This window comes from Xanthomonas codiaei (assembly GCF_002939785.1).
GTDB classification, from domain to species: Bacteria; Pseudomonadota; Gammaproteobacteria; order Xanthomonadales; family Xanthomonadaceae; genus Xanthomonas; species Xanthomonas codiaei.
In genome coordinates this window covers 96,396-117,327 of sequence record NZ_MDEC01000007.1, presented here as the reverse complement: position 1 = coordinate 117,327, position 20,932 = coordinate 96,396, and the positions used below count along the sequence as shown (strand labels likewise).

Annotated in this window: 13 protein-coding genes and 1 tRNA gene; 6 read left to right on the top strand and 8 right to left on the bottom strand. The window is 68.9% G+C overall.

Features of this window, described 5'->3' with window-relative positions:
* Positions 1–135 precede the first annotated feature (135 nt).
* Complete coding sequence (locus XcodCFBP4690_RS07235) at positions 136–4,530, top strand: DEAD/DEAH box helicase (protein ID WP_104540309.1); 4,395 nt, start codon at positions 136–138, stop codon at positions 4,528–4,530.
* On the opposite strand, the gene XcodCFBP4690_RS07230 is transcribed toward XcodCFBP4690_RS07235, so the two are convergent.
* Entirely contained in the window at positions 4,470–5,090 is a 621-nt protein-coding gene (locus tag XcodCFBP4690_RS07230) for a DNA-3-methyladenine glycosylase (RefSeq protein ID WP_104540308.1), read from the bottom strand. The genes XcodCFBP4690_RS07235 and XcodCFBP4690_RS07230 overlap by 61 nt on opposite strands.
* Before the next feature lie 299 nt (positions 5,091–5,389).
* Between XcodCFBP4690_RS07230 and XcodCFBP4690_RS07225 the strand changes: the two genes are divergently transcribed.
* Together XcodCFBP4690_RS07225 and XcodCFBP4690_RS07220 are read left to right on the top strand one after the other, a co-directional pair.
* Complete coding sequence (locus XcodCFBP4690_RS07225; RefSeq protein ID WP_104540307.1) at positions 5,390–7,048, top strand: methyl-accepting chemotaxis protein; 1,659 nt, start codon at positions 5,390–5,392, stop codon at positions 7,046–7,048.
* Between the two features lie 11 nt (positions 7,049–7,059).
* Positions 7,060–7,569 (top strand): chemotaxis protein CheW, encoded by a 510-nt coding sequence (locus tag XcodCFBP4690_RS07220; protein WP_104540306.1) that lies wholly within the window; start codon positions 7,060–7,062, stop codon positions 7,567–7,569.
* A gap of 408 nt (positions 7,570–7,977) precedes the next feature.
* Here the strand turns inward: XcodCFBP4690_RS07220 and XcodCFBP4690_RS07215 are convergent, their stop codons facing one another.
* The 4 genes from XcodCFBP4690_RS07215 to XcodCFBP4690_RS07205 all read right to left on the bottom strand — a co-directional run bounded on the left by XcodCFBP4690_RS07215 (position 7,978) and on the right by XcodCFBP4690_RS07205 (position 10,161).
* Complete coding sequence (locus XcodCFBP4690_RS07215; protein WP_104540305.1) at positions 7,978–9,051, bottom strand: GGDEF domain-containing protein; 1,074 nt, start codon at positions 9,049–9,051, stop codon at positions 7,978–7,980.
* A gap of 192 nt (positions 9,052–9,243) precedes the next feature.
* Positions 9,244–9,420: a hypothetical protein gene (locus XcodCFBP4690_RS22695; RefSeq protein ID WP_167394506.1), complete on the bottom strand. Its 177-nt coding sequence runs from the start codon at positions 9,418–9,420 to the stop codon at positions 9,244–9,246.
* 176 nt (positions 9,421–9,596) lie between these two features.
* Positions 9,597–9,672 (bottom strand) — tRNA-Ala (locus tag XcodCFBP4690_RS07210).
* 87 nt (positions 9,673–9,759) lie between these two features.
* A complete protein-coding gene (locus XcodCFBP4690_RS07205; protein WP_104540304.1) occupies positions 9,760–10,161 on the bottom strand; it encodes an H-NS histone family protein in 402 nt (133 codons plus the stop codon).
* 392 nt (positions 10,162–10,553) lie between these two features.
* On the opposite strand from XcodCFBP4690_RS07205, the gene ligD reads away from it, so the two are divergent.
* Positions 10,554–13,133, top strand: a complete 2,580-nt coding sequence (ligD, locus tag XcodCFBP4690_RS07200; RefSeq protein WP_104540303.1) for a DNA ligase D — start codon at positions 10,554–10,556, stop codon at positions 13,131–13,133.
* A gap of 73 nt (positions 13,134–13,206) precedes the next feature.
* Here the strand turns inward: ligD and rnd are convergent, their stop codons facing one another.
* Positions 13,207–14,301, bottom strand: a complete 1,095-nt coding sequence (gene rnd, locus XcodCFBP4690_RS07195) for a ribonuclease D (protein WP_104540302.1) — start codon at positions 14,299–14,301, stop codon at positions 13,207–13,209.
* 148 nt (positions 14,302–14,449) lie between these two features.
* Here rnd and XcodCFBP4690_RS07185 point away from each other — a divergent pair, with 148 nt between their 5' ends.
* Both XcodCFBP4690_RS07185 and XcodCFBP4690_RS07180 read left to right on the top strand, forming a co-directional pair.
* Complete coding sequence (locus tag XcodCFBP4690_RS07185; RefSeq protein WP_146091858.1) at positions 14,450–16,261, top strand: formylglycine-generating enzyme family protein; 1,812 nt, start codon at positions 14,450–14,452, stop codon at positions 16,259–16,261.
* Positions 16,262–16,736: 475 nt separating this feature from the next.
* Positions 16,737–17,984: an AcvB/VirJ family lysyl-phosphatidylglycerol hydrolase gene (locus XcodCFBP4690_RS07180; protein WP_104540301.1), complete on the top strand. Its 1,248-nt coding sequence runs from the start codon at positions 16,737–16,739 to the stop codon at positions 17,982–17,984.
* Positions 17,985–18,366: 382 nt separating this feature from the next.
* Here XcodCFBP4690_RS07180 and xseA read toward each other — a convergent pair whose 3' ends face one another.
* Together xseA and queG are read right to left on the bottom strand one after the other, a co-directional pair.
* Entirely contained in the window at positions 18,367–19,704 is a 1,338-nt protein-coding gene (gene xseA / locus XcodCFBP4690_RS07175) for an exodeoxyribonuclease VII large subunit (protein ID WP_104540300.1), read from the bottom strand.
* 147 nt (positions 19,705–19,851) lie between these two features.
* Positions 19,852–20,919, bottom strand: coding sequence for a tRNA epoxyqueuosine(34) reductase QueG (queG, locus tag XcodCFBP4690_RS07170; RefSeq protein ID WP_104540299.1), 1,068 nt, complete (start codon positions 20,917–20,919; stop codon positions 19,852–19,854).
* Positions 20,920–20,932 lie beyond the last annotated feature (13 nt).

Below are 20,932 nucleotides of genomic sequence, written 5' to 3'. Positions count from 1 at the left end.
CCGCTGCAGCTGCCGGCTTGCATCCGCACCGCAGCGGCGCCACCTCACTGAGACATTCCCGCGTTGAATTTACATTTCCGCGTTGACCCCATTCGGCCTTCCGCCCGGGTGGGCCTTCCGCGACCGGTATCGCCCATGCACCCTGTTCTGCAGAACTTTCATCCAGTGGTCGCCGGCTGGTTCGCGCAGACCTTTGCGGCGCCCACGCCGGCGCAGGTTGCGGCGTGGCCGGCGATCCAGGCCGGGCGTCACACGCTGGTGGCCGCGCCCACCGGGTCGGGCAAGACCTTGACCGCGTTCTTCGCCGCCATCGATGGCCTGATCCGCGACGGCCTGGACAATGGCGGTGCGTTGCCGGATCAAACCCGGGTGGTCTACGTATCGCCGCTGAAGGCCTTGTCCAACGACATTTATCTCAACCTGGAGGCGCCGCTGCAGGGCATCCGCGCGGCGTTGGCTGCCAACGGGCTGCCGGACGTGGCGGTGCGCACGGCGGTGCGTACCGGCGATACGCCGCAGCGCGAGCGCGCGCAGGCGCGGCGGGTGCCGCCGCATATCCTGGTGACCACGCCCGAATCCCTGTACGTGCTACTGGGCTCGGCGTCCGGACGCGATGCGCTGCGGCATGTGCGTACCGTCATCGTCGACGAAATCCATGCAGTGGCCGCCGACAAGCGCGGCAGCCATCTGAGCCTGACGCTGGAGCGGCTGCAGCGTCTGGCCGAGCGGCCGATCGTGCGGGTAGGGCTGTCTGCCACGCAGAAGCCGATCCAGACGGTGGCGCAGTTCCTGGTCGGGGTGGGCGAGGACGGCGTGGCGCCGCCGTGCGAGATCGTGGACATCGGCTACGCGCGGGCGCGCGACCTGGCGCTGGCCTTGCCGCCCACGCCGCTGAGCGTGGTGATGTCCAACGATCAATGGCTGCAGGTCTATGCCGAGGTGGCCGCGCTGGCGCAGCAGCATCGCACCACGCTGGTGTTCGTCAACACCCGGCGCATGGCCGAACGCGCCGCGCGGCATCTGGGCGAGCTGCTCGGCAAGCAGCGGGTGGCCGCGCACCACGGCAGCCTGTCGCGTGAGACGCGCCTGCTGGCCGAACAACGGCTCAAGGCCGGCGAGCTCACCGTGCTGGTGGCCACTGCCTCGCTGGAGCTGGGGCTGGATATCGGCGATGTCGATCTGGTGTGCCAGCTCGGTTCGCCGCGCTCGATCGCCACCTTCCTGCAACGCGCCGGACGCTCCGGACACAAGGTCGGCGGCACGCCCAAGGCGCGCCTGTTTGCGCAGACCCGCGACGAGCTGGTCGAATGCGCCGCGTTGCTGGACAGCGTGCGCCGCGGCGAACTGGATGTCCTGCGCATTCCGCTGGCGCCGCTGGACGTGCTGGCCCAGCAGATCGTGGCCGAAGCGGCCTGCGAGGACTGGGACGAAGACGCGCTGTTTGCGCTCGTGCGCCGGGCATGGCCGTTCGCGCAGCTGAGTCGCGCCCGCTTCGACAGCGTGGTGCGCATGCTGTGCGATGGCTTCAGCACCCGGCTTGGCCCACGCGCGGGCTATCTGCACCGCGATGCGGTGCATCGCCGGTTGCATGCGCGGCGCGGTGCGCGCATGACCGCGCTTACTTCCGGCGGCACTATTCCGGAAACCGGCGACTACAGCGTGGTGCTGGAGCCGCAGGCCGACAAGATCGGTACGGTGAATGAGGATTTCGCAGTGGAGAGCCTCACCGGCGATGTGTTCCAGCTCGGCAATGCCAGCTACCGCATCCTGCGCGTGGAGGCCGGGCGCGTACGCGTGGAAGACGCCAAGGGCGCGCCGCCGAACATTCCGTTCTGGCTGGGCGAGGCGCCCGGGCGCAGCGACGCGCTGTCGGTGGCGGTGTCGCGCCTGCGGGGCGAGATCGCGGCCCGGCTGGACAGCGCTCCGCATCCGGCCGCGCGCGCCTGGTTGTGCGATGACCTGGGCGTGGCGCCGGAAGCGGCGCAGCAGGTGGTGGACTATCTGGCGCAGGCCTGCACGGCGCTGGGCGCCATGCCGACCCGCCAGTGCGTGGTGATGGAGCGTTTCTTCGACGCCAGCGGCGGCACCCAGCTGGTGATCCATTCGCCCTATGGCAGCCGCATCAATCGGGCCTGGGGGCTGGCGCTGCGCAAGCGCTTCTGCCGCACCTTCAACTTCGAACTGCAGGCCGCCGCCACCGAAGATGCCATCGTGTTGTCGCTGTCCACCAGCCACAGTTTCGCGCTGGAAGACGTGGGCCGTTACCTGCATTCGTCCTCGGCCGAGCACGTGCTGATCCAGGCATTGCTGGATGCGCCCTTGTTCGGCGTGCGCTGGCGCTGGAATGCCACCAATGCGATGGCGCTGCCGCGTTTTGCAGGCGGCAACAAGGTGGCGCCGCAGCTGCAGCGCATGAAGTCCGAAGACCTGCTCGCCACGGTGTTCCCGGACCAGGTGGCGTGTGCGGAGAACCTGGTCGGCGAGCGCGAGGTGCCGGACCATCCGTTGGTGGCGCAGACGCTGGAGGACTGCCTGCACCAGGCCATGGACAGCGAGGGCTGGCTGCAGGTGTTGCGTGGTCTGGAATCCGGTGCGATCACGCTGCTGGCGCGCGACCTGGCGGCGCCATCGCCGCTGGCGGCCGAAGCCTTGAATGCACGCCCGTACGCGTTTCTGGACGATGCGCCGCTGGAAGAGCGCCGCACCCAGGCGGTGCAGAGCCGTCGCTATACGCCGCAGAGCAGCGACGATCTGGGGCAACTGGATCCGCAGGCGATCGCGGCGGTGCGCGAGGAGGCTTGGCCGCAACCGCGCGATGCCGACGAAATGCACCAGGCGCTGGTGGGCCTGGGCGTGCTGCCGGTCGAGGAAGCCAGCGATCCATCGTGGCATGTCTGGCTGGCAGCGCTGGTCGCCGATGGTCGCGCCAGCTGCCTGGCGATCGACGCCGCGCCTGCACTGTGGGTGAGCGCCGAGCGCATCGCCTGGTTCATGCCCTTGTATCCGGATGCGGCGGCGCAGCCGCCATTGCAGGCGCCGCTCGACTGCCAGGTGGCCGAGTGGCAACGCGATTGGGCCGTGCGCGAGCTGCTGCGTGGACGCCTGTCGGCAGTCGGCCCGGCGCCGCTGCCGGCGCTGGCGCGCGCGCTGCGCCTGCCCGAGACCGACGTTGCACCGGCGCTGGCGGCGCTGCAGCGCGAAGGCTACGTCATGGCCGGGCGCTTCAGCGCGCAGGCAGCGGCGGACGAGTGGTGCGAGCGGCATCTGCTGGCGCGCATCCATCGCTACACCCTGGGGCGGCTGCGGCGCGAGATCGAGCCGGTATCGCAGCGCGACTACGCGCGTTTCCTGTTCGAATGGCAGCACCTGGACAGCGCCGGCCGGGGTGCCGGCCCCGATGCGCTGGCCGGCGTGGTCGGGCAGCTGGAAGGCTTCGAAGCACCGGCGGTGCTGTGGGAAACCGAACTGCTGCCGGCACGCGTGCGCGACTACCAACCGGCGTGGCTGGATGAACTGTGCACCGCCGGCCGCACCGTGTGGGCGCGGCTGCGCCCGGGTGGCGGCCGCAGCGGCGCTGCGTTGCGATCGACCCCGATCGTGCTGCTGCCGCGACGGCAGGCGCAGCGCTGGAGCAGCCTGGCGCGCGCCGCCGACGAGGAACCGCTGGGTTCGCGCGCGCAAAGCGTGGCGGAGGTATTGCAGCAGCAAGGCGCGCTGTTCTTCGATGAGATTGCCGATGCCGCGCGCCTGATGGGCACCGAGCTGGAAGACGCACTGAGCGAACTGGTCATGCGTGGCCGCGTGCATTGCGACAGCTACGCCGGGCTGCGCGCGCTGCTGGTGCCGGCGTCCAAGCGGCCGTCGGCGTTGTCGCGCCACCGCCGCCGCGCCAGCGCGCTGGGCATTCGCGATGCCGGCCGCTGGGCGCCGGTGCGTGCATTGCCGGACCTGCCGCTGGCCGAAGCCGGCGAACGCCACCAGGACATGCTGGAACACGTGGCACGCACGCTGCTGCGCCGCTATGGCGTGGTGTGCTGGCGGCTGCTGGAACGCGAAGCCGCATGGCTGCCGCCGTGGCGGGAGTTGCTGCGCATGTATCAACGCCTGGAAGCCCGCGGCGAGATCCGTGGCGGCCGTTTCATCTGCGGGCTGTCCGGCGAGCAGTTCGCGCTGCCGGAGGCGATTGCCGCCTTGCGCCGCGTGCGCGCACAGGCACCCCAACACCAATGGGTCTGCGTCAGCGCAAGCGACCCGGCCAACCTGCTCGGCAGCCTGCTGCCCGGCGAGCGGGTCGCGCGGGTGCCGGGCAATCGGGTGGCGTACCTGGACGGCATGCCGATGGCGGTGTGGGTGGCCGAGCGCTTCGAAGCGCTGCAGGCACTCGACGCCGAGCAGGGCGCGCAGGCGCTGAAGTTGCTGCAGCGTGGGCCCGGCGCTGCCGAACCGACGCCGCTGCAACAATGGCTGGCTCAGCCGCCCGCCAGCGCGGCGCGCGCGCCGCTCACGCGCACAGGCGGCCGCGACAGATAGCGGCTATCGGGCACCACCCAGCGCCACGGTGCCTCGACCGCCTTGCGGATGCCGATCCATGGGGTTGCCAGCGGCGCAGCCGGTGGCGGCATGCCGTCGTCTTCGATCCACAGCCGCGCTGCGATAGCGGTCAGGTCCAGCCCGTTGTCGGCCGCGCTCACTCCAAATGCCTGCGCCAGCCGGCCGGGCCCGGTAGTCAGCACCTTGGTGGGCACGCCGCCCCGCGCGGCCTGCATGGTGTCCATGCCGTCCACTGGCTCCAGCGCGCGGATCAGCACCGCATGCCCGGGCGCGCCGCCGCAGACGGCGTTGATCGCCCAGTGCATGCCGTAGATGAAATACACATACAGGTGGCCGGGAGCGCCGAACATCACCCGCGTGCGCGGCGTCATGCCACGGAACGAATGCGCCGCCGGATCCTCGCTGCCGCAATAGGCTTCCACTTCGGTGATGCGACCACGACGGCCGTCATCGCTGGCGAGCACCTTGTTGAGCAGGCGCGGGGCTACCTCGCGCGCATCGTGGTCGTAGAAATGGCGGGGCAGGGGCGTGATCGGCATGCGGCAAGCCTAGCGGTGTGTTGGTGATGTCGCTGCGGACTGTCCCGGACAGACGACGGATGGGGGTAGGAATTTTCCGAATGCAGACGCGCAAGAGCGTTTGCCCTGTCACAAAAGCGCAGATCCAGTTGGCTGAATGGGCGCGTAACAGCGGTGAACGTCTCAAGCGCGTTTTGCCATCGCCGATAGCTATAGGCGATCGGTTAGACCAGTCGCCTCGCCGCCATCGGCACGCACAGCACCGTCGGTCGTCCATGCAGCGCATGTGGCCCACGCATCATTCTCACGAGAACTCCCCAATGTTAGGCAACTTCAAAATCGGAACCAGGCTGATCGTGGCGTTCCTGATCGTTTCGGCGATCGGCGCATGCATTGGGTGGGTGGGCTATTCCAACTCCGGCCGCATCAGCGACCTGTCGACCTCGCTGTATGAGCGCGAATTGCTGGGCCTGTCCAACGTCAAGGAGGCCAACATCAACCTGATCTACGCCGGCCGCGCGCGCGCCAACCTGTTGCTGGCCAGCAGCGCGGAAGAGCGCCAGTCGCATGTGCAGAACATCGACAAGTACACCGCCAAGGTGGTCGAGCACATGGCGCGTGCGCGCGAGAGCTTCCAGACCGAGGAAGGCAAGAACAAGCTGGCGCAGTTCGATCGCGCCTGGCAGACCTATCTGGACGAGCGTGGCCGTTTCATCGAAGCGGCCAACCGCGAAGCGCTGCGCGAAGCCAATCCCGAGCTTGCCGCGCTTTCGCGTGCGGTGCGCGCCAGCTCGGACGAAGTGGATACCCTGATGACCGACCTGAGCGGCCTGCGCGAGCGCAGCGCGGCCTCGGCCAACGCCGAAACCGGCGCCATCCATGCGCGCAGCTCCAAGCTGTTGATCGCCATCATCTGCAGTGGCGTGCTGCTCGGCGCCATCCTGGGCGTGGTGATCAGTCGCAGCGTCACCGGCCCGATCCGGCGCGCCGTCTCGGTGGCCAATGGGCTGTCCGAAGGCGACCTGACCATGCAGATCGATGTGCATGGCCGCGACGAAACCGCGCAGCTGCTCGAAGCGATGCGCACCATGGTGCAGAAGTTGTCGCAGGTGGTGGGCGAGGTGAATACCAGCGCCGAGACCCTGGCCAGCGCCTCCGAAGAAGTCAGCGCCACCGCGCAGTCGCTGTCGCAGGCGGCCAGCGAACAGGCGGCCGGCGTCGAGGAAACCAGCGCCTCGCTGGAGCAGATGACCGCCTCGATCAGCCAGAACACCGAGAACGCACGCATTACCGACGGCATGGCCACCCAGGCCGCCAAGGAAACCATCGAAGGCGGCGAAGCGGTGGTGGCCACCACCCAGGCGATGAAGCAGATCGCGCAGAAGATCGGCATCATCGACGACATCGCCTACCAGACCAATCTGCTCGCGCTCAATGCCGCCATCGAAGCGGCGCGTGCCGGCGAACATGGCAAGGGCTTTGCAGTGGTGGCCGCCGAAGTGCGCAAGCTGGCCGAACGCAGCCAGGTGGCCGCGCAGGAGATCGGCGAAGTGGCCAGCTCCAGTGTGGAACTGGCCGACCGCGCCGGGCGTTTGCTCGACACCATCGTGCCCAGCATCAAGCGCACCTCGGACCTGGTGCAGGAAATTTCCGCCGCCTCCGAAGAGCAATCGTCCGGGGTCAGCCAGATCAATTCGGCGGTGGTGCAGTTGAGCCAGACCACCCAGCAAAATGCCAGCGCCTCCGAAGAACTGGCCGCCACCGCCGAGGAAATGAGCGCGCAGGCCGAGCAACTGCAGCACAGCATGGCGTTCTTCCGCCTTGGCGGGCAGGGGCCGGTGAGCACGCCGCCCAAGCGCGGCAAGCAGGTCGCCGCACGGCCGGCACGCGTGGCAGGTGCGCGCGGCTGGCGCAGCAGCGCGGCGCCGGCCTACGCAATGTCCGAGGGCCCGGACGAAGGCCAGTTCGCTCGCTTCTGAGAGATCGATCGATGACTGCAAACACTCCCGATGCAATGCCCGGCGACGCCGACGCGGCCGCCCAGTACCTGACCTTTCAGCTCGATGGCGAAACCTTCGCCACCAGCATCCTGGGCATTCGCGAAATCATCCAGTACCGCACCCCGACGCCGGTGCCATCGATGCCGGCCTGCGTGCGCGGGGTGATCAACCTGCGCGGGGCGGTGGTGCCGGTGGTGGACCTGCAGGCGCGGCTGGGACGCGCCGACAGCGCCATCAACAAGCGCAGTTGCATCGTGATCCTGTCCACCGAGCAGCCACAGGGCACCCAGGTGATCGGCGTGCTGGTGGACGCGGTCAATGCGGTGATCGAGCTGGCCGAGCAGGACATCGAAGCGGCGCCGGCGTTCGGCACGCATATCCGCCGCGATCTGTTGCGTGGCATGGGCAAGGTGGGCGAGCGCTTCGTGGTGCTGCTGGACATGGAACAGGTGCTGCAGGTGGACGAGATCGCTGGCACCACGGAGGTACTGGCGGCCTGAGCGTCGCCCGGTGATGCCTGCCGCGTGCTGGCGGTGCGGTCGCCTGGGATGACACGAGCGCGGTGGCACCCGACCCATGCCCGGCAGCGGTCTGCCGGCACTCCGGGACAGGCAGTGTGGTGGGCACGTGGGCATCTGGTGCCGGCCCGAGCCCCGGGTACGGCGGATGCGACCGACTACCGGCGCTGCGCGCATCGGGCGGTGAGGTCGGCTAGGCGCAGAGTCCAACATCATCGCGGTGGATCCTTGCGCGCTGAACCACCCCGAGAGCGGGCGCCTGCGTGTTTGGCGTGCGCCGAGCGCGCATTGCGAATGCGACGCCGCGATCGGGCCGAGCCGGCCTCGCACGTGCGGCCGGCTACTCCACGCAACTGCACCTCGCTAAGGCACGCCTGCACGCGGCCTTGTTCAGTCGTGCAACTGCCATCCGGTAAAGCGCTGTACGCGGTTGCGCCCGGCGTTGATCGCCAGCTGCAAGGCATGCCGTGCGCGCGCCAGCAGTGCGTTGGTCTCCAACGCATCGTCCGAAGTCGCTTCCGCCAGCCCTGCGCTGATGGTCAACGCGCCGGCAGGCCATGGCGCATCTTCGATGGCCTGGCGAATCCCGTCGATTGCGCCAAGCGCGCCAGCCGCCGGGGTCGTCGGCAGCGCCGCGCACAGCCGGTCGCCACTCAGTCGCGCGACGATGGTGTCCTGCGGCAGGCGGGATTGGATGACGCCGGCGGCCTGTATCAAGGCCGCTTCTGCTGCTGCCACACCGGCTTGCAAACGCTGCCGTTTGAAGCCATCCAGGTCGATCAATGCCACGCTCAATACTCGCTCCGGCGTCGGCGCCATCGACAGCAGCGCTTGTTCGAGCCCGGCGCGGTTCCACAAGCCGGTGCTTGCATCGCGTAGCGCATCCAGTTCGACCAGCCTGGCGGCACGTCGCAATTCGATACTGTCCACCACCTGGCGGGCCAGCGACCGCAATGCATCGCGCTCGGCGCCGGACAGGCGCCGCGGCGCGCGATCCAGCACGCACAAGGTGCCCAGCGCGATGCCGTCGGAGGTGAGCAGCGGCGCACCGGCATAGAAGCGGATCTGCGGCTCGCCGGTCACCAGGGCATTGTCGACAAAGCGCGGGTCCAGGTGGGTGTCGGCGACCTCCATCAGCTGATCCGGCGCAAGGATCGCGTGCGCGCAGAACGAGAGCGATCGCGGCGTCTCGCTCGGCTGCATGCCCACCCGGGACTTGAACCATTGCCGCTGCGAGTCGACCAGCGAAACCAGCGCCATCGGCGTGCGGCACGTCGCTGCGGCAGTGGCGGTAACGGCGTCGTAGGGCGGCTCGGGCGGCGTATCCAGCAGCTGGTAGTCATGCAGTGCGGCCAGGCGCTCGTCTTCGTTGGCCGGCAGGCGCGCGCCCTGACGGGCGGCAAAGTCGCGCGGCAGCAGGCTGGCGTGGACTAGGTTCAGCGCGGGCGCGTCTGGAATCTGCATGCAGGACCTTCCAAGCAATGCGCCGGCGGCGCCGTCAGGAGATGGATGGAGCGCAGCAACGCCGGGAACGTTCGTTCGAAAGTGCCGACGCCTTGCGTCGGCCACCCCAGCGGCCAACGCCCGAACCGATCTTGCCACAGCAGTAGCGCTGCCGATGCGGTCGTGTCCGCAATCGGTCCAGCCAGCGAGCGGTTATTCGCCCTGGTCGTGTTGCCGTTTGGGGCGCCGGCTCTGCTCGTCGTGCACCTTCAGGTCTTCCTGGCCGGGGCGTTGCTTGGCGGCGTCGTCCTGCTTGCGCGATTCGCGGCTTTCAGCGACGCCGTGGGCATCGTCGGCGACGTCGTCGGGCTGGCGTGGATGCTTGCTCATGGCTGCGGTCCTGCGTGGAGGTAGCGGCCACGGTAGCGCGCGCGGTGTGATCCCGGCGGCATGGCGCGCAGCTGGCCGCGCGTCGTCCGCCACTGCCGTGCCGCCTGCCTGGAAGGCGCTGGGCCCACAGCAAAAAGCCCCGAACGCGGACGTTCGAGGCTTCAGGCTTGATGCGGTGGTGGAGCGGAAGGGGATCGAACCCTCGACCTTCGCGATGCGAACGCGACGCTCTCCCAGCTGAGCTACCGCCCCACGTGCCTGGATTCTAACCACATGCCTTGCGGTTCGCCAAGCGAAGATCCGCCTCCGACCATGCCGAGGGGCACGATCGTGCAGGCATCACTCGCGAACCAGCGGGAACTTGAGGTCCGGGTTCTTGGCCTTCCATTCCTTGTACGACACCGACCCTTCCCACGCAGCAAAGGCCTTGGGGGTGCGGCCGCGGCCGGACCAGGTTTCGCCGGTATGCGGCAGTTCGTACTTGGGCTTGACTTCGCTGCGGCCGCTCTTGACCACTTCCTTGCGCGCGGTGGTGGTGCCCAGGTAGGCGGCAATATCGTTGCGCTGCTTGGTGTTGAAGTGACCGGCAAACTGTTCGAGCAGCGACACGATGGTGGCGTGCGCCGAGGAGGCTTCGCTGGCGCGCTCGGATTTCTCCTGTTCTTCCAGCTTCTGCAGCTCGTCCAGCAGTTTGGCCTTGGCTTGCGCGATGGAATCCAGTTTCGAAGAGGTATTGCTCACAGAGGTATGGCCTCGGAATAAGAGTGGAGACGCCGCCCTAGGGCGCGCGCCATTATGGCATGCGGCCCGGGGGCGGCCGCTGCCGGTGAATGGTGTGCAGCGCAGGACAGCAGCTCTTCACAGGCTCTGCTCGGCCGCTTTCGCATTGTCGCTGCGTGCATGTGCAGCTTACACGCCACGCTGGCGAACCCGACCATGAATAGACGCAAATGTGCGGTGCATGGCGCCCCGCAGGGCCACAGGCCCGCAGGTCGCAATTGCGATACCAGCGATTGCAAGGCGGTTGCCCGGCGACGTACGCGCTTGGTTGCGGCCAAGGCCGCAGGTCCCGGACGGCTGCTCGCTGCGATGGGAGCCTCGCCGGGCCGCATCGGCGCGCCTGGCATCGTCCCATGAGCCTGAGCGACTACCGCCGCAAGCGCCGCTTCGACAGGACCCGCGAGCCGGAGCCGGGCAAGGCGCTGCCGGCCGGCCGGCGCGCGATCTTCGTGGTGCAACTGCACCATGCCAGCCGCCGCCATTACGACTTCCGTCTGCAGGTCGGCGATGCGCTCAAGAGCTGGGCAGTGCCCAAGGGGCCAAGCTACGACCCCAAGGTCAAGCGCATGGCGGTCGAGGTGGAGGACCATCCGGTGGACTACGCCGGCTTCGAGGGCGAGATTCCCAAGGGCGAATACGGTGGCGGCCACGTGGCGCGGTTCGATCATGGGGTCTGGGCCACCGATGGCGATGCCGAGGCGCAGCTGGCCAAGGGGCATCTGCGCTTCGAGCTGTTCGGCAGCAAGCTCAAGGGAGGCTGGCATCTGGTGCGCTCCGGCAAGCCGGCACGCCAACCGCAATGGCTGTTGTTCAAGGAGAACGACGCCTATGCTGGGACCCTGGAGGCCGACGATCTGCTGGCCGACGTGGCCGCGGCACCGGCCGAGGATGTACGCCGCGCCGGCGCCGGCAAGCCGCAGCGCAAGGCGCTGACCAGCGTGCCGCTGCCACGCAAGGGCAGGCGCAAGTCGTGGTCGAAGCAGGCCCTGGCGTTGGCGAACGCGCGCACCGCTCTTATGCAGGACGCGCCGTTTGCGCCGCAACTGGCCAGGCTGGGCCAGGCCCCGCCCGCCGGCGAGCAGTGGTTGCACGAGATCAAATGGGACGGCTACCGCATCCTGGCGACGGTGACCGATGGCCAGGTGCGGCTGTGGTCGCGCAACGCGCTGGAATGGACCGACAAGGTGCCGGACATTCGCGATGCGATCCAGTCGCTGGGCCTGCGCTTTGCGCAACTGGATGGCGAGCTGATTGCCGGACACGGCACCAAGCAGGACTTCAACCTGCTGCAGGCCACCCTGGCGGGCGAGCGCCAGATGCCGCTGGCGCTGGCGGTGTTCGACCTGTTGCATCTGGACGGAGTGGACATCAGCCAGGCGCCGTTGCGCGCGCGCAAGCAATTGTTGCAGCAGCTGCTGGCCGATGCATCGACAACCCACCTGGCCTACAGCTCGCATGTGGAAGGCGATGGGCAGCAGGCGTTTCGTGTGGCGGGCGAGCAGCAGTTCGAAGGCATCGTGTCCAAACGTGCGGACCGGGCGTACCATCCCGGTCGCAGCGACGATTGGCGCAAGACCAAGCAGTTGGCAAGCCAGGAATACGCGGTGGTGGGCTACACCGCGCCTAAGGGCAGCCGTCGCGGATTCGGGTCGCTGTTGCTGGCCACGCCCGATCCGGTGCATGGCTGGTCGTATGTCGGCCGCGTGGGGACGGGATTTTCCGATGCGTTGATGGCCGAGCTGACGCCGCAGCTGGAAGGCGGCGGCCGTACGCCCTCCGTGCATGTGCCCACCGACGACACCGATCTGCGCGGCGCCAGATGGTTTGCACCGCGGTTCGTGGTGGAGGTGGTCTATCGCGGTATCGGCGGGCAGCACCTGTTGCGCCAGCCCTCGTTCAAGGCGATGCGCCCGGACAAACGCATCGCCGATCTGGCCAATGCCGACACCGCCGGCGCAGCATCGGCCGATGCGCAGGCGCCAGACGCACATGGCCCCCGGCGCGCAGCCAGGACGGCCGCGTCGACAGCGCACACGGCAGCCACCGGCACGCCAGTCTCCACCGGCCTACCGGCGCTCTCCAGTGCGAACAAGCTCATCTACCCAGACATTGGCGCCACCAAGGGCGAGGTCTGGGAGTACTACCAGGCGGTCATGGAGTACCTGCTGCCGCAGATCGCCGGGCGCCCGCTGTCGATCGTGCGCTGCCCGAATGGCGCAGAAAAACCCTGTTTCTTCCAGAAGCACCACACCGCCGGGCTCGAACGTGTCAGCACGGTGAAGCTGAGGGAGGAGACCGGCAGCAATGCCGAGTATCTGGTCGTGGAGGATGCACCGGGCCTGCTGGAGCTGGTGCAATTCAATGCGCTGGAGTTCCATCCCTGGGGCGCGCATGCCGCGCGTCCGGACGTAGCCGACCGGGTGGTGTTCGATCTGGATCCAGGCCCGGACGTACCGTTCGCCGAGGTCAAACGCGCGGCCATCGATATCCGCACGCTGCTGGCGCAGCTGGAGCTCGACGCATTCTTGCGCGTGTCCGGCGGCAAAGGGCTGCACGTGGTGGTGCCCTTGAACCCCGGGTGCGAGTGGGACCTGACCCGGCGCTTCGCCAAGGGCTTTGCCGATGCACTGGCGCAATCGGAACCTGCGCGTTTCGTCGCCACCGCCAGCAAGCGCCTGCGCACCACGCGCATCTTTGTCGACTATCTGCGCAATGGACGCGGCGCCACCGCAGTGGCGTCGTATTCCTTGCGAGGCCGCCCGGGCGCGCCGGTGGCGATGCCGCTGGCGTGGTCGGAGCTTCCCAGGCTGCACCGCGCCGATGCCTTCACCTTGCGCGAGGTACCGGACAAGTTGCGGCGCAGACGCAAGGACCCGTGGGCGCAGATCGATCGCATCCGGCAGAACCTGGCACGCTGGGCGGCGCAGGAGTAGCAGGCGTTGCCGGGTTGGGCGACCGGCACATGGCACAAGCCCGCATCGCTGCGGGCCTGTGCGTGCGGCTTGCTTACTTGCCCGCGCCGTTGTCCAGCAACGGCAGCAGCTGCGCTTCCAGCAACTGGCGACGCCATTGGCCCAGTGCGGCTGGCCAGCCGTGCTGCTCGATCAGGCTTTCCAGGTGTCGGCGCGAGGCCAGCAGGCCGTCCGGCAGGCCGAGCTGGCGGCTGCGCTGCGCCACCGCTTCCTGCAACCGCTTGAGCACCGCCTTGTTGCCATCGGTGGCGGCCTGCGCCAGCGGGGCGTGGTCTTCGTCGGGCAGCGGTGTGTTGAGCGCGTCCCATACCGCGTTGGCGAGCTTGCGCGGCGCCTTGGGAAATTTGTCGAACTGCTGTAGCAATGCGTCCAGGTCGGCCGGCGGAAAGCGTGCCAGCTGACTGGCCAGCTCGTTGTCCAGGATCCAGCTGCGCGGCCGATCGCTCTGGCGCGCCTGCAGATCGCGCCAGCGCAGCAAGCGCAGCAGCCGGCGTTGCGCGGCCGGCTCCAGGAACTGCGCGGTGCGCAGGCTTACATGCGGCCAGCGCTCGCCATCATCGTGCTCCACCGTGGCGAGCAGGCGCTCGGAATCTTCGTCCAGCCAGCCCAGGCGGCCCTGCTCGGTGAGACGGCGCGTGAGCGCGTCTTGGATGGCAAACAGATAACGCACATCGTCGGCGGCGTACTCCAGTTGCGCCGGCGACAGCGGACGCCGCATCCAGTCCGAGCGCGTCTCGCCCTTGGTCAACAGCGTGCCGGTGATTTCTTGCACCAATTTCTGGTAGCCCATGCCACCGCCCACACCGGCCAGCGCGGCGGCGATCTGGGTGTCGAACAGCGGGCGCGGCAACACGCCGCAGGCGCACTTGAAGGTGACCAGGTCCTCGCTGGCACTGTGCATCACCTTGACGATGTCGGTGGCGGTCAACCACTCGCCGAGCGCTTCGTTCATGCCCGGGACCAGCGGATCGATCAGCAGGATCTCCTCGTCGATGGCCATCTGCACCAGCGCCAGTTGCGGCCAGTAGGTGCGTTCGCGAATGAATTCGGTATCCAGGCCGATGCGCGAAGGGCGCGATGCCTGCAGGCGTTCGCTCAGCTCGGAGGGGTGGGTGATCCAATGGGGCACGTGATTTCCGTCGACAGCAAGGGTTTGCGCAGAACGCGCAGAATAGCCTAACGTCGCGATCGCCTGTCGTGCGGCAGAGCACTGGAAGGAGCAGGTGGTGGGCAAGTGTGGCAAGCGGATCGCAGCGTGGGCATGGGTCGCGCTCAGCATGTGCGGCTGTTCGCGTGCTCCCGCACCGACACCGGCGCCTGTGCGCGCCCCGGCGGCGACCGCGCAGCCGGCCACGCCGAATGTGTCGATCGGCGGCGAGGAATCGGCCGAGACCGTCGCACAGTGGCAGCCGCCGGCGGTGGACCTGGGCGATGAGCCGTTGCCGCAGGCACGCAAGCGCGCCGAGCAGGCGCTGCAGGACGACCGCCTGTATCGCGACGCAGACGATGCGATTCCGTTGTACCTGGCGATCCAGCAGCGCGCCGGCGGCAAGGATGCGGCCAGCCGGCGCGGTCTGGAACGGGCACGCGCGCGGCTGATCGAGCGCGGCCACGCATTGATCGCACAAAGCGACCACCAGCACGACGCACTGGACCAGGCGCGCGAACTGGCCAGCGTCGGCATGGCGCTGGCGCCGCAGGACCCGAAGGTGCGCGCCTTGCAGCGCGAGGTGGAAACCGCTCAGCGCGTGCTCGCCTTCAATCGCGCCGGCGAGGACGACCTGCGCGCGGGTCGGCTGGGCGAAGACGGCAACGGCGCGCTGGCGAACTTCCGCGATGCCGCGCAGCTGGACCCGGACAATCCGCGTACCCGCCAGGGGCTGGCGGCGGTGGAGAGCGGGCTGCTGGAGCGCGCCGAGCGCGCCGCCGAGTCCAGCGACTTCGTCGGCGCCCGCTACTGGCTGCAGATGGCCGCGCAGGTACGCGAGCGCGCGCCCACCATCGCCGATGCGCGCGCACGGATCGAACGCCTGCGCCGCGCGCAGATCGCCGCCCTGCACGATGCCGGTCTGCACGACCTGACCTCTCCGCGCGGGCTCAAGGCCGCCGGCGAAACCCTGGCCGAGGTGCTGCGTATCGCCGACCCCGGCGACCCGATGGCCGGCGACCTGCGCCGTCGCCTGGAACTGGCCACCCATTACGGCAGCTTCCGCCCCGGGCAGGTGTTCACCGACGGGCTCAAGCTCGGCGGGCGTGGCCCGCAGATGATCGTGGTGCCGCATGGCGCCTTCCAGATGGGCGCGGGCGACGCCGAACCAGGCGCATCCGACAACGAGCGGCCGGCGCATTACGTGCGCTTCGCGCGCGGCTTCGCACTGTCGATCACCGAGGTGACGGTGGGCGAGTTCCGCCAGTTCGTCGAAGCCACCCGCGCCCGCCCGCGCGCCACCCGGCGCGGGCATTCGGTGGTGTACGACGAGCGCAGCGGCAACTTCATCCGCCGCAGCGGCGTGGACTGGCAGTCCGACTACAACGGCGCCCAGGCCGCACCCAACAGTCCGGTCATGCACGTCAGCATCCGCGATGCCGAAGCGTATGCGGCCTGGTTGTCGGAACAGACCGGCCGCCATTACCACGTGCCCAGCGAAGCCGAATTCGAATACACGGTGCGCGCCGGTACCACCGGACGCTATCCCTGGGGCAACGCCGGCTCGCCGCCGCGCGATGCCGGCAACTTTACCGGCGGCAACGATGTCTCGCGCAGCGGCCGGCACTGGAACAACGGCTTTGTCGGATATGGCGACGGCTTCTGGGGCCCGGCACCGGTAGGCAGCTTCCGCGCCAACGCCTGGGGCCTGCACGATATGGGCGGCAACCTGAGCGAATGGGTGGCCGACTGCTGGCACGCCAGCTATCGCCGTGCACCGGGCGATGGCGCGGCGTGGTTCAACCCGGGCTGCCGGCAGCGCATGATCCGCGGTGGCAGCTGGGCCAACTCGCCGCAGCAGACGCGCGCGGCCTGGCGGCAGTCGCAGGACTCGGACACCACCAGCGCACGCATCGGCTTCCGGGTGGCGCGCGGGATCTAGCTGCCTCAGCGCTGCTGCAGGCCGTCCTCAGGATGTCGCGTGCCCGGCGGATGCGCGAGGGGGCATCAGGCCAGCTCCCGCGGCTTCCCATCCGGCCATCGAACCGCTGGCGCGTGTCGACCCGTGCCCCTGGCGCGCACAGACGCAGACGGCAGCTTCGCATCCGGCTGGATGCGGGGCGGGCGCGACGCCTGCGCAGGTTGATTCCACGATCACCTGCGGCATCTGCGGTTGCATCGCTGTGCACCCGCAAGCCGACGATCGACGACGATCGACGACGGCCCGGTGACGCGGCGCTGCGATGTCCAAGGCGGGTAAACGGCACGCTGGTGCACCGATCCACCCGCGGCATGCACAGCCTGGCCATCGCCGCCGCGCCCGCTGGCTTAACCGCAGTGAACACGAGGCGGAGAATCCTGGAACCGGCCCGCACGGAGCGTGGTCCAAGCGCCAGCGCTTCTGAAGGACTGCCGCGATGGGCATGGGGATCAAACTGTTTCGTTGGGTCATGGCGATCTTGCTGATCGGCGGCAGCGGCTACGCGGTGGCGCGGCACCTGCAGGACGGCAACACCGCCGGCCATTACCGTTCGGTGGAGGTGATCCGCCCCGAGGGCACGCCCAAGGCGATGGTGATATTGCTACCCAACAGCGGCCACCCGGAGCAGGCGCAACAACTGGCCGACATGCTGAGCAACGACGGCGCGCTGGTCGCGGTGGTCGATACCGCCAGCTATCGCGAGCGGGTGCGCTCGCATCACGCGGCCTGCAGCTCGCTGGCCGACGATGCCGAACGGCTGGGCAAGAAACTCCTGCGCGCCGAGCATGTGGATGCCTTCCTGCCGCCGGTGCTGGTGGGGCAGGGCGATGGTGCGGTGCTGGCGCGGCAGGCGCTGGCATCGGCGCCGCCCGATGTGCTCGGCGGCGGCGTGGTGGCCGATGCCGGCACGACGGACGCAGGGCTGGCATGCGCGCGCGACGTGCCCGATGCCAATCAGGGGTTCCTGGACGACCTGGTGGACGACGCCAGCCCGATGCAGATCGCCACCGCTACGCGCGGCCATTTCCAGACCGCGCAGGCACAAGGCCTGGGCGATCTGCCGCTGGTGGAACTGCACGCACCCGGCAGCGACCGCCTGGTGGTGATGCTGTCCGGCGATGGTGGCTGGCGCGAACTGGACAAGGGCATTGCCGCGCAGTTGCAGCAGCGGGGCGTGTCGGTGGTGGGCTGGAACAGCCTGCGCTACTTCTGGGCCAGCCGCACGCCACAGCAGATCGGCGCGGATCTGGACCGGGTCATCGCCGCCTACCGGCAGCGCTGGCATATCCAGCACGTGGCGCTGGTCGGCTATTCGTTCGGGGCCGACGTGCTGCCATTCGCCTACCCGGAGCTGTCGCCGCAGCAGCGCGCCTCGGTGCAATTCGTCAGCCTGCTCGGCCTTGGCCATCAGGCCGATTTCAAGGTGCGCGTCGGTGGCTGGCTGGGCTGGCACAAGGATGCCGAGCGCGATGTGGAGCCCGCACTGCAGGCGTTGGACACGCAGCGCGTGCAATGCATCTACGGCACCGAAGAAAAGGACACCCTGTGCCCCGAATTGCGCGCACGCGGCGTGGATGTGCTGGCGCGGCCGGGTGGTCATCACTTCGATCACGACCCGGTGGTACTGAGCAACCTGCTGATGCAGGGCTGGCAGCATGCCGCGCAGTTGCCGGCGCGGGGCTGAGTCGGAAGCGACGCGCTGTAGGCACGCCATGAGCGTGGCTGGAAAAACGTGGCGGGCAGTCTTCGGTGGCGACGCCGCCGCCGCCGGAATCGGAACGCACGAACGGTCCAGGAAAATTCGGTGCAGCGTCTGCGCCTGCCTGGCGTTCGCGCAACTGTCCGGGAGCCGCCGCTGTTCGGACGCGGCGGGAGCGCGGCGGAGATGCGGCCCATCGCAGATGCGGCAGATCCTGCGTCTGCACGCCACGACGGGTAACTGACAAACGACCAGGCGGCCGTCAGGCGGGCGTGGCCGCCGCTGCAATCGGCAGGTGCCACGCGTCAGCTCTGGTTCTGAGCACGCCGTCCATATCCAGCCTGACGCCTGCTCGTCTGTCAGTCGCTCAGTCGTCGCCGGGCTCCACCCGCACAGCGATGCTGCCGTCTGCCAGCTGCGCACGCAGGCGCTCGCCCGGTGCCACCTCGGCGGCGCTGCGGATCACCTGTCCATCTGCCGGGCGCGTCACGATGGCATAGCCGCGTGCCACAGTAGCCAGCGGGCTCACCGCTTCCAGCGAGCGCACCACGCTGCGCAACCTCAAGTGCTCATGCTGCAGACGCCGTTGCATGGCGGCTTGCGGATGCGCGGCGCGCAAGCGCTGCTGCAGGCTGGCCAGATTGCGCTGCGGGGTGTGCGCCTGCAACCGCGTCTGCCCGCGCTGCAGGCGGGCCTGCAGGCGTTCCAGCAACTGGGTCATGCGCCCGTGCAGGCGGCGTGCGGCGTCCTCCTGGCGGCGTTGCAGCAGGTGCAGGCGCGCCTGCGGGCTCTGCGCGCGCAAGCGCAAGGCCAGCCGGTCGGCGCGCTGCATCGCGTTGCCCAGGGCGTGCTGCTGCAGCTGGGCAAGGCGGGTGCGTGCGCGACGGACCCGCGCCAGTAGTTCGCGCTGGTCGGGCACCAGCAGTTCGGCCGCCACCGAAGGCGTGGGTGCTCGCACGTCGGCGACGAAGTCGCTGAGGCTGAAGTCGGTTTCGTGCCCCACCGCCGACACGACCGGCGTCTGTGCGGCAGCGATCGCACGCGCCAGCGCTTCGTCGTTGAAGGCCCACAGGTCTTCCAGCGAGCCGCCGCCGCGGGTGATCAGGATGACGTCGTAGCGCGCCGAGGCATCGGCGCGCTGCAGCAGCGCGGTGATCTGCGCCGCGGCGCTCTCGCCCTGTACCAGGGACGGCAGCAGGTCCACTTCCAGCAACGGAAAGCGCCGCGCCAGCACGCTGAGCACGTCGCGCACCGCCGCACCGCTGGGCGAGGTGATCACCGCCAGCCGCCGCACATGCGCAGGCAAGGGCCGCTTGCGCTCGGCGTCGAACAGGCCTTCGGCAGCCAGCCGCGCACGCAGCGCGTCGAAGGCACGGCGTAGCGCGCCTTCGCCGGCTTCTTCCATGTGGTCCAGCACCAGCTGGTAGTCGCCACGCGCCTCGTACAGGGTGAGCCGTCCGCGCGCGAGCACGCGCAGGCCCTCGCGTGGCTGGAACTTCAGCCAGGTGCTCTTGGGTTTGAACATCGCGCAGCGGATCTGCGCGCGCGCATCCTTGAGCGTGAAGTACAGATGTCCCGACGAGGGGCGGGTGACGCTGCTCAGTTCGGCTTCCACCCACACCAGCGGGAAGCTGCCCTCGAGCAGGTCGCGTGCCAGCGTGTTGAGCTGGCTGGGGGTGAGGATCTGTTGGGTGCGTTCGGCCATCGCCGTATTATCCCGCAGCGGCGCAGATCCTGGGCGATCGGCCGAGGTGACGCCATGACTCCCTGGCTGCAACGATGGCTTGGTGCGCGCTAGGACGTGGGCGCAACCGGCTGTTGAGCACGGCGCGGTTGACCGGATGCAGGCGGCTCACAGGCCGTGCTGCGCCAGCGCCCAGCCCACGTGCTCGCGCACCAGTGCGGACTCATCGTGCCGGCGCGCTTGCAGCGATGCCAGTACCTCCGGCGTGCCCGGCGCATTGCCCAGGCCCACCGCGATGTTGCGCAGCCAGCGTTCGTGTCCGCTGCGGCGGATCGGGCTGCCTTCGGTGCGCTGCAGGAACTCGGCCTCGTCCCAGGCGAACAGCTGCGGCAGGGTGGCCACGTCCAGCTCATTGCGGGCGCGGAAGTCGGCCTCGTCGGTGCGCTTGGCGAACTTGTTCCAGGGGCAGATCAACTGGCAGTCGTCGCAACCGAAGATGCGGTTGCCGATCGGCTTGCGCATGTCTTCGGGAATGGCGCCATCGTGTTCGATGGTGAGATAGGCGATGCAGCGGCGCGCATCCAGCCGGTAGGGGGCGATGATGGCCTGGGTCGGGCAGATGTCGATGCAGCGCGTGCAGGTACCGCAGTGCGCGGTGGCCGGGGTGTCGATCGGCAGCGGCAGGTCCAGGTAGATCTCGCCCAGGAAAAACCACGAGCCGCCGTTGCGATCGATCAGGCAGGTGTGTTTGCCGATCCAGCCCAGCCCGGCGTTGCGCGCCAGCGCGCGCTCCAGCACCGGCGCCGAATCGACGAAGACGCGGTAGCCGAAGGTGCCGATCTCGCCCTGGATGCGTTCGGCCAGCTTCTGCAGCCGGTTGCGCATCAGCTTGTGGTAGTCGCGCCCCAGGGCGTAGCGCGCCACGTAGGCACGGGTGCCGTCGTGCAAGGTGTTCCAGGCGTCGGTGTCGTCCTTGCGGCCGTAATCCATGCCCACCGACAACACCCGCAAGGTGCCTGGCACCAGCTCCTGCGGGCGCGAGCGCTTGTCGCCGTGCTGGGCCATCCAGTGCATCGTGCCGTACAGGCCTTCTGCCAGCCAGCTGCGCAGATGCGCTTCGTCTTCGCCCAGTTCGATACCGGCGATGCCGCAGCGTTGGAAGCCCGCTTCGCGCGCAAGCACGCGGATGCGCGCGGCAGCATCGGTGGGGTCGGGGCGGGCGAGGACGGCGGACATGGCGACAAGTATA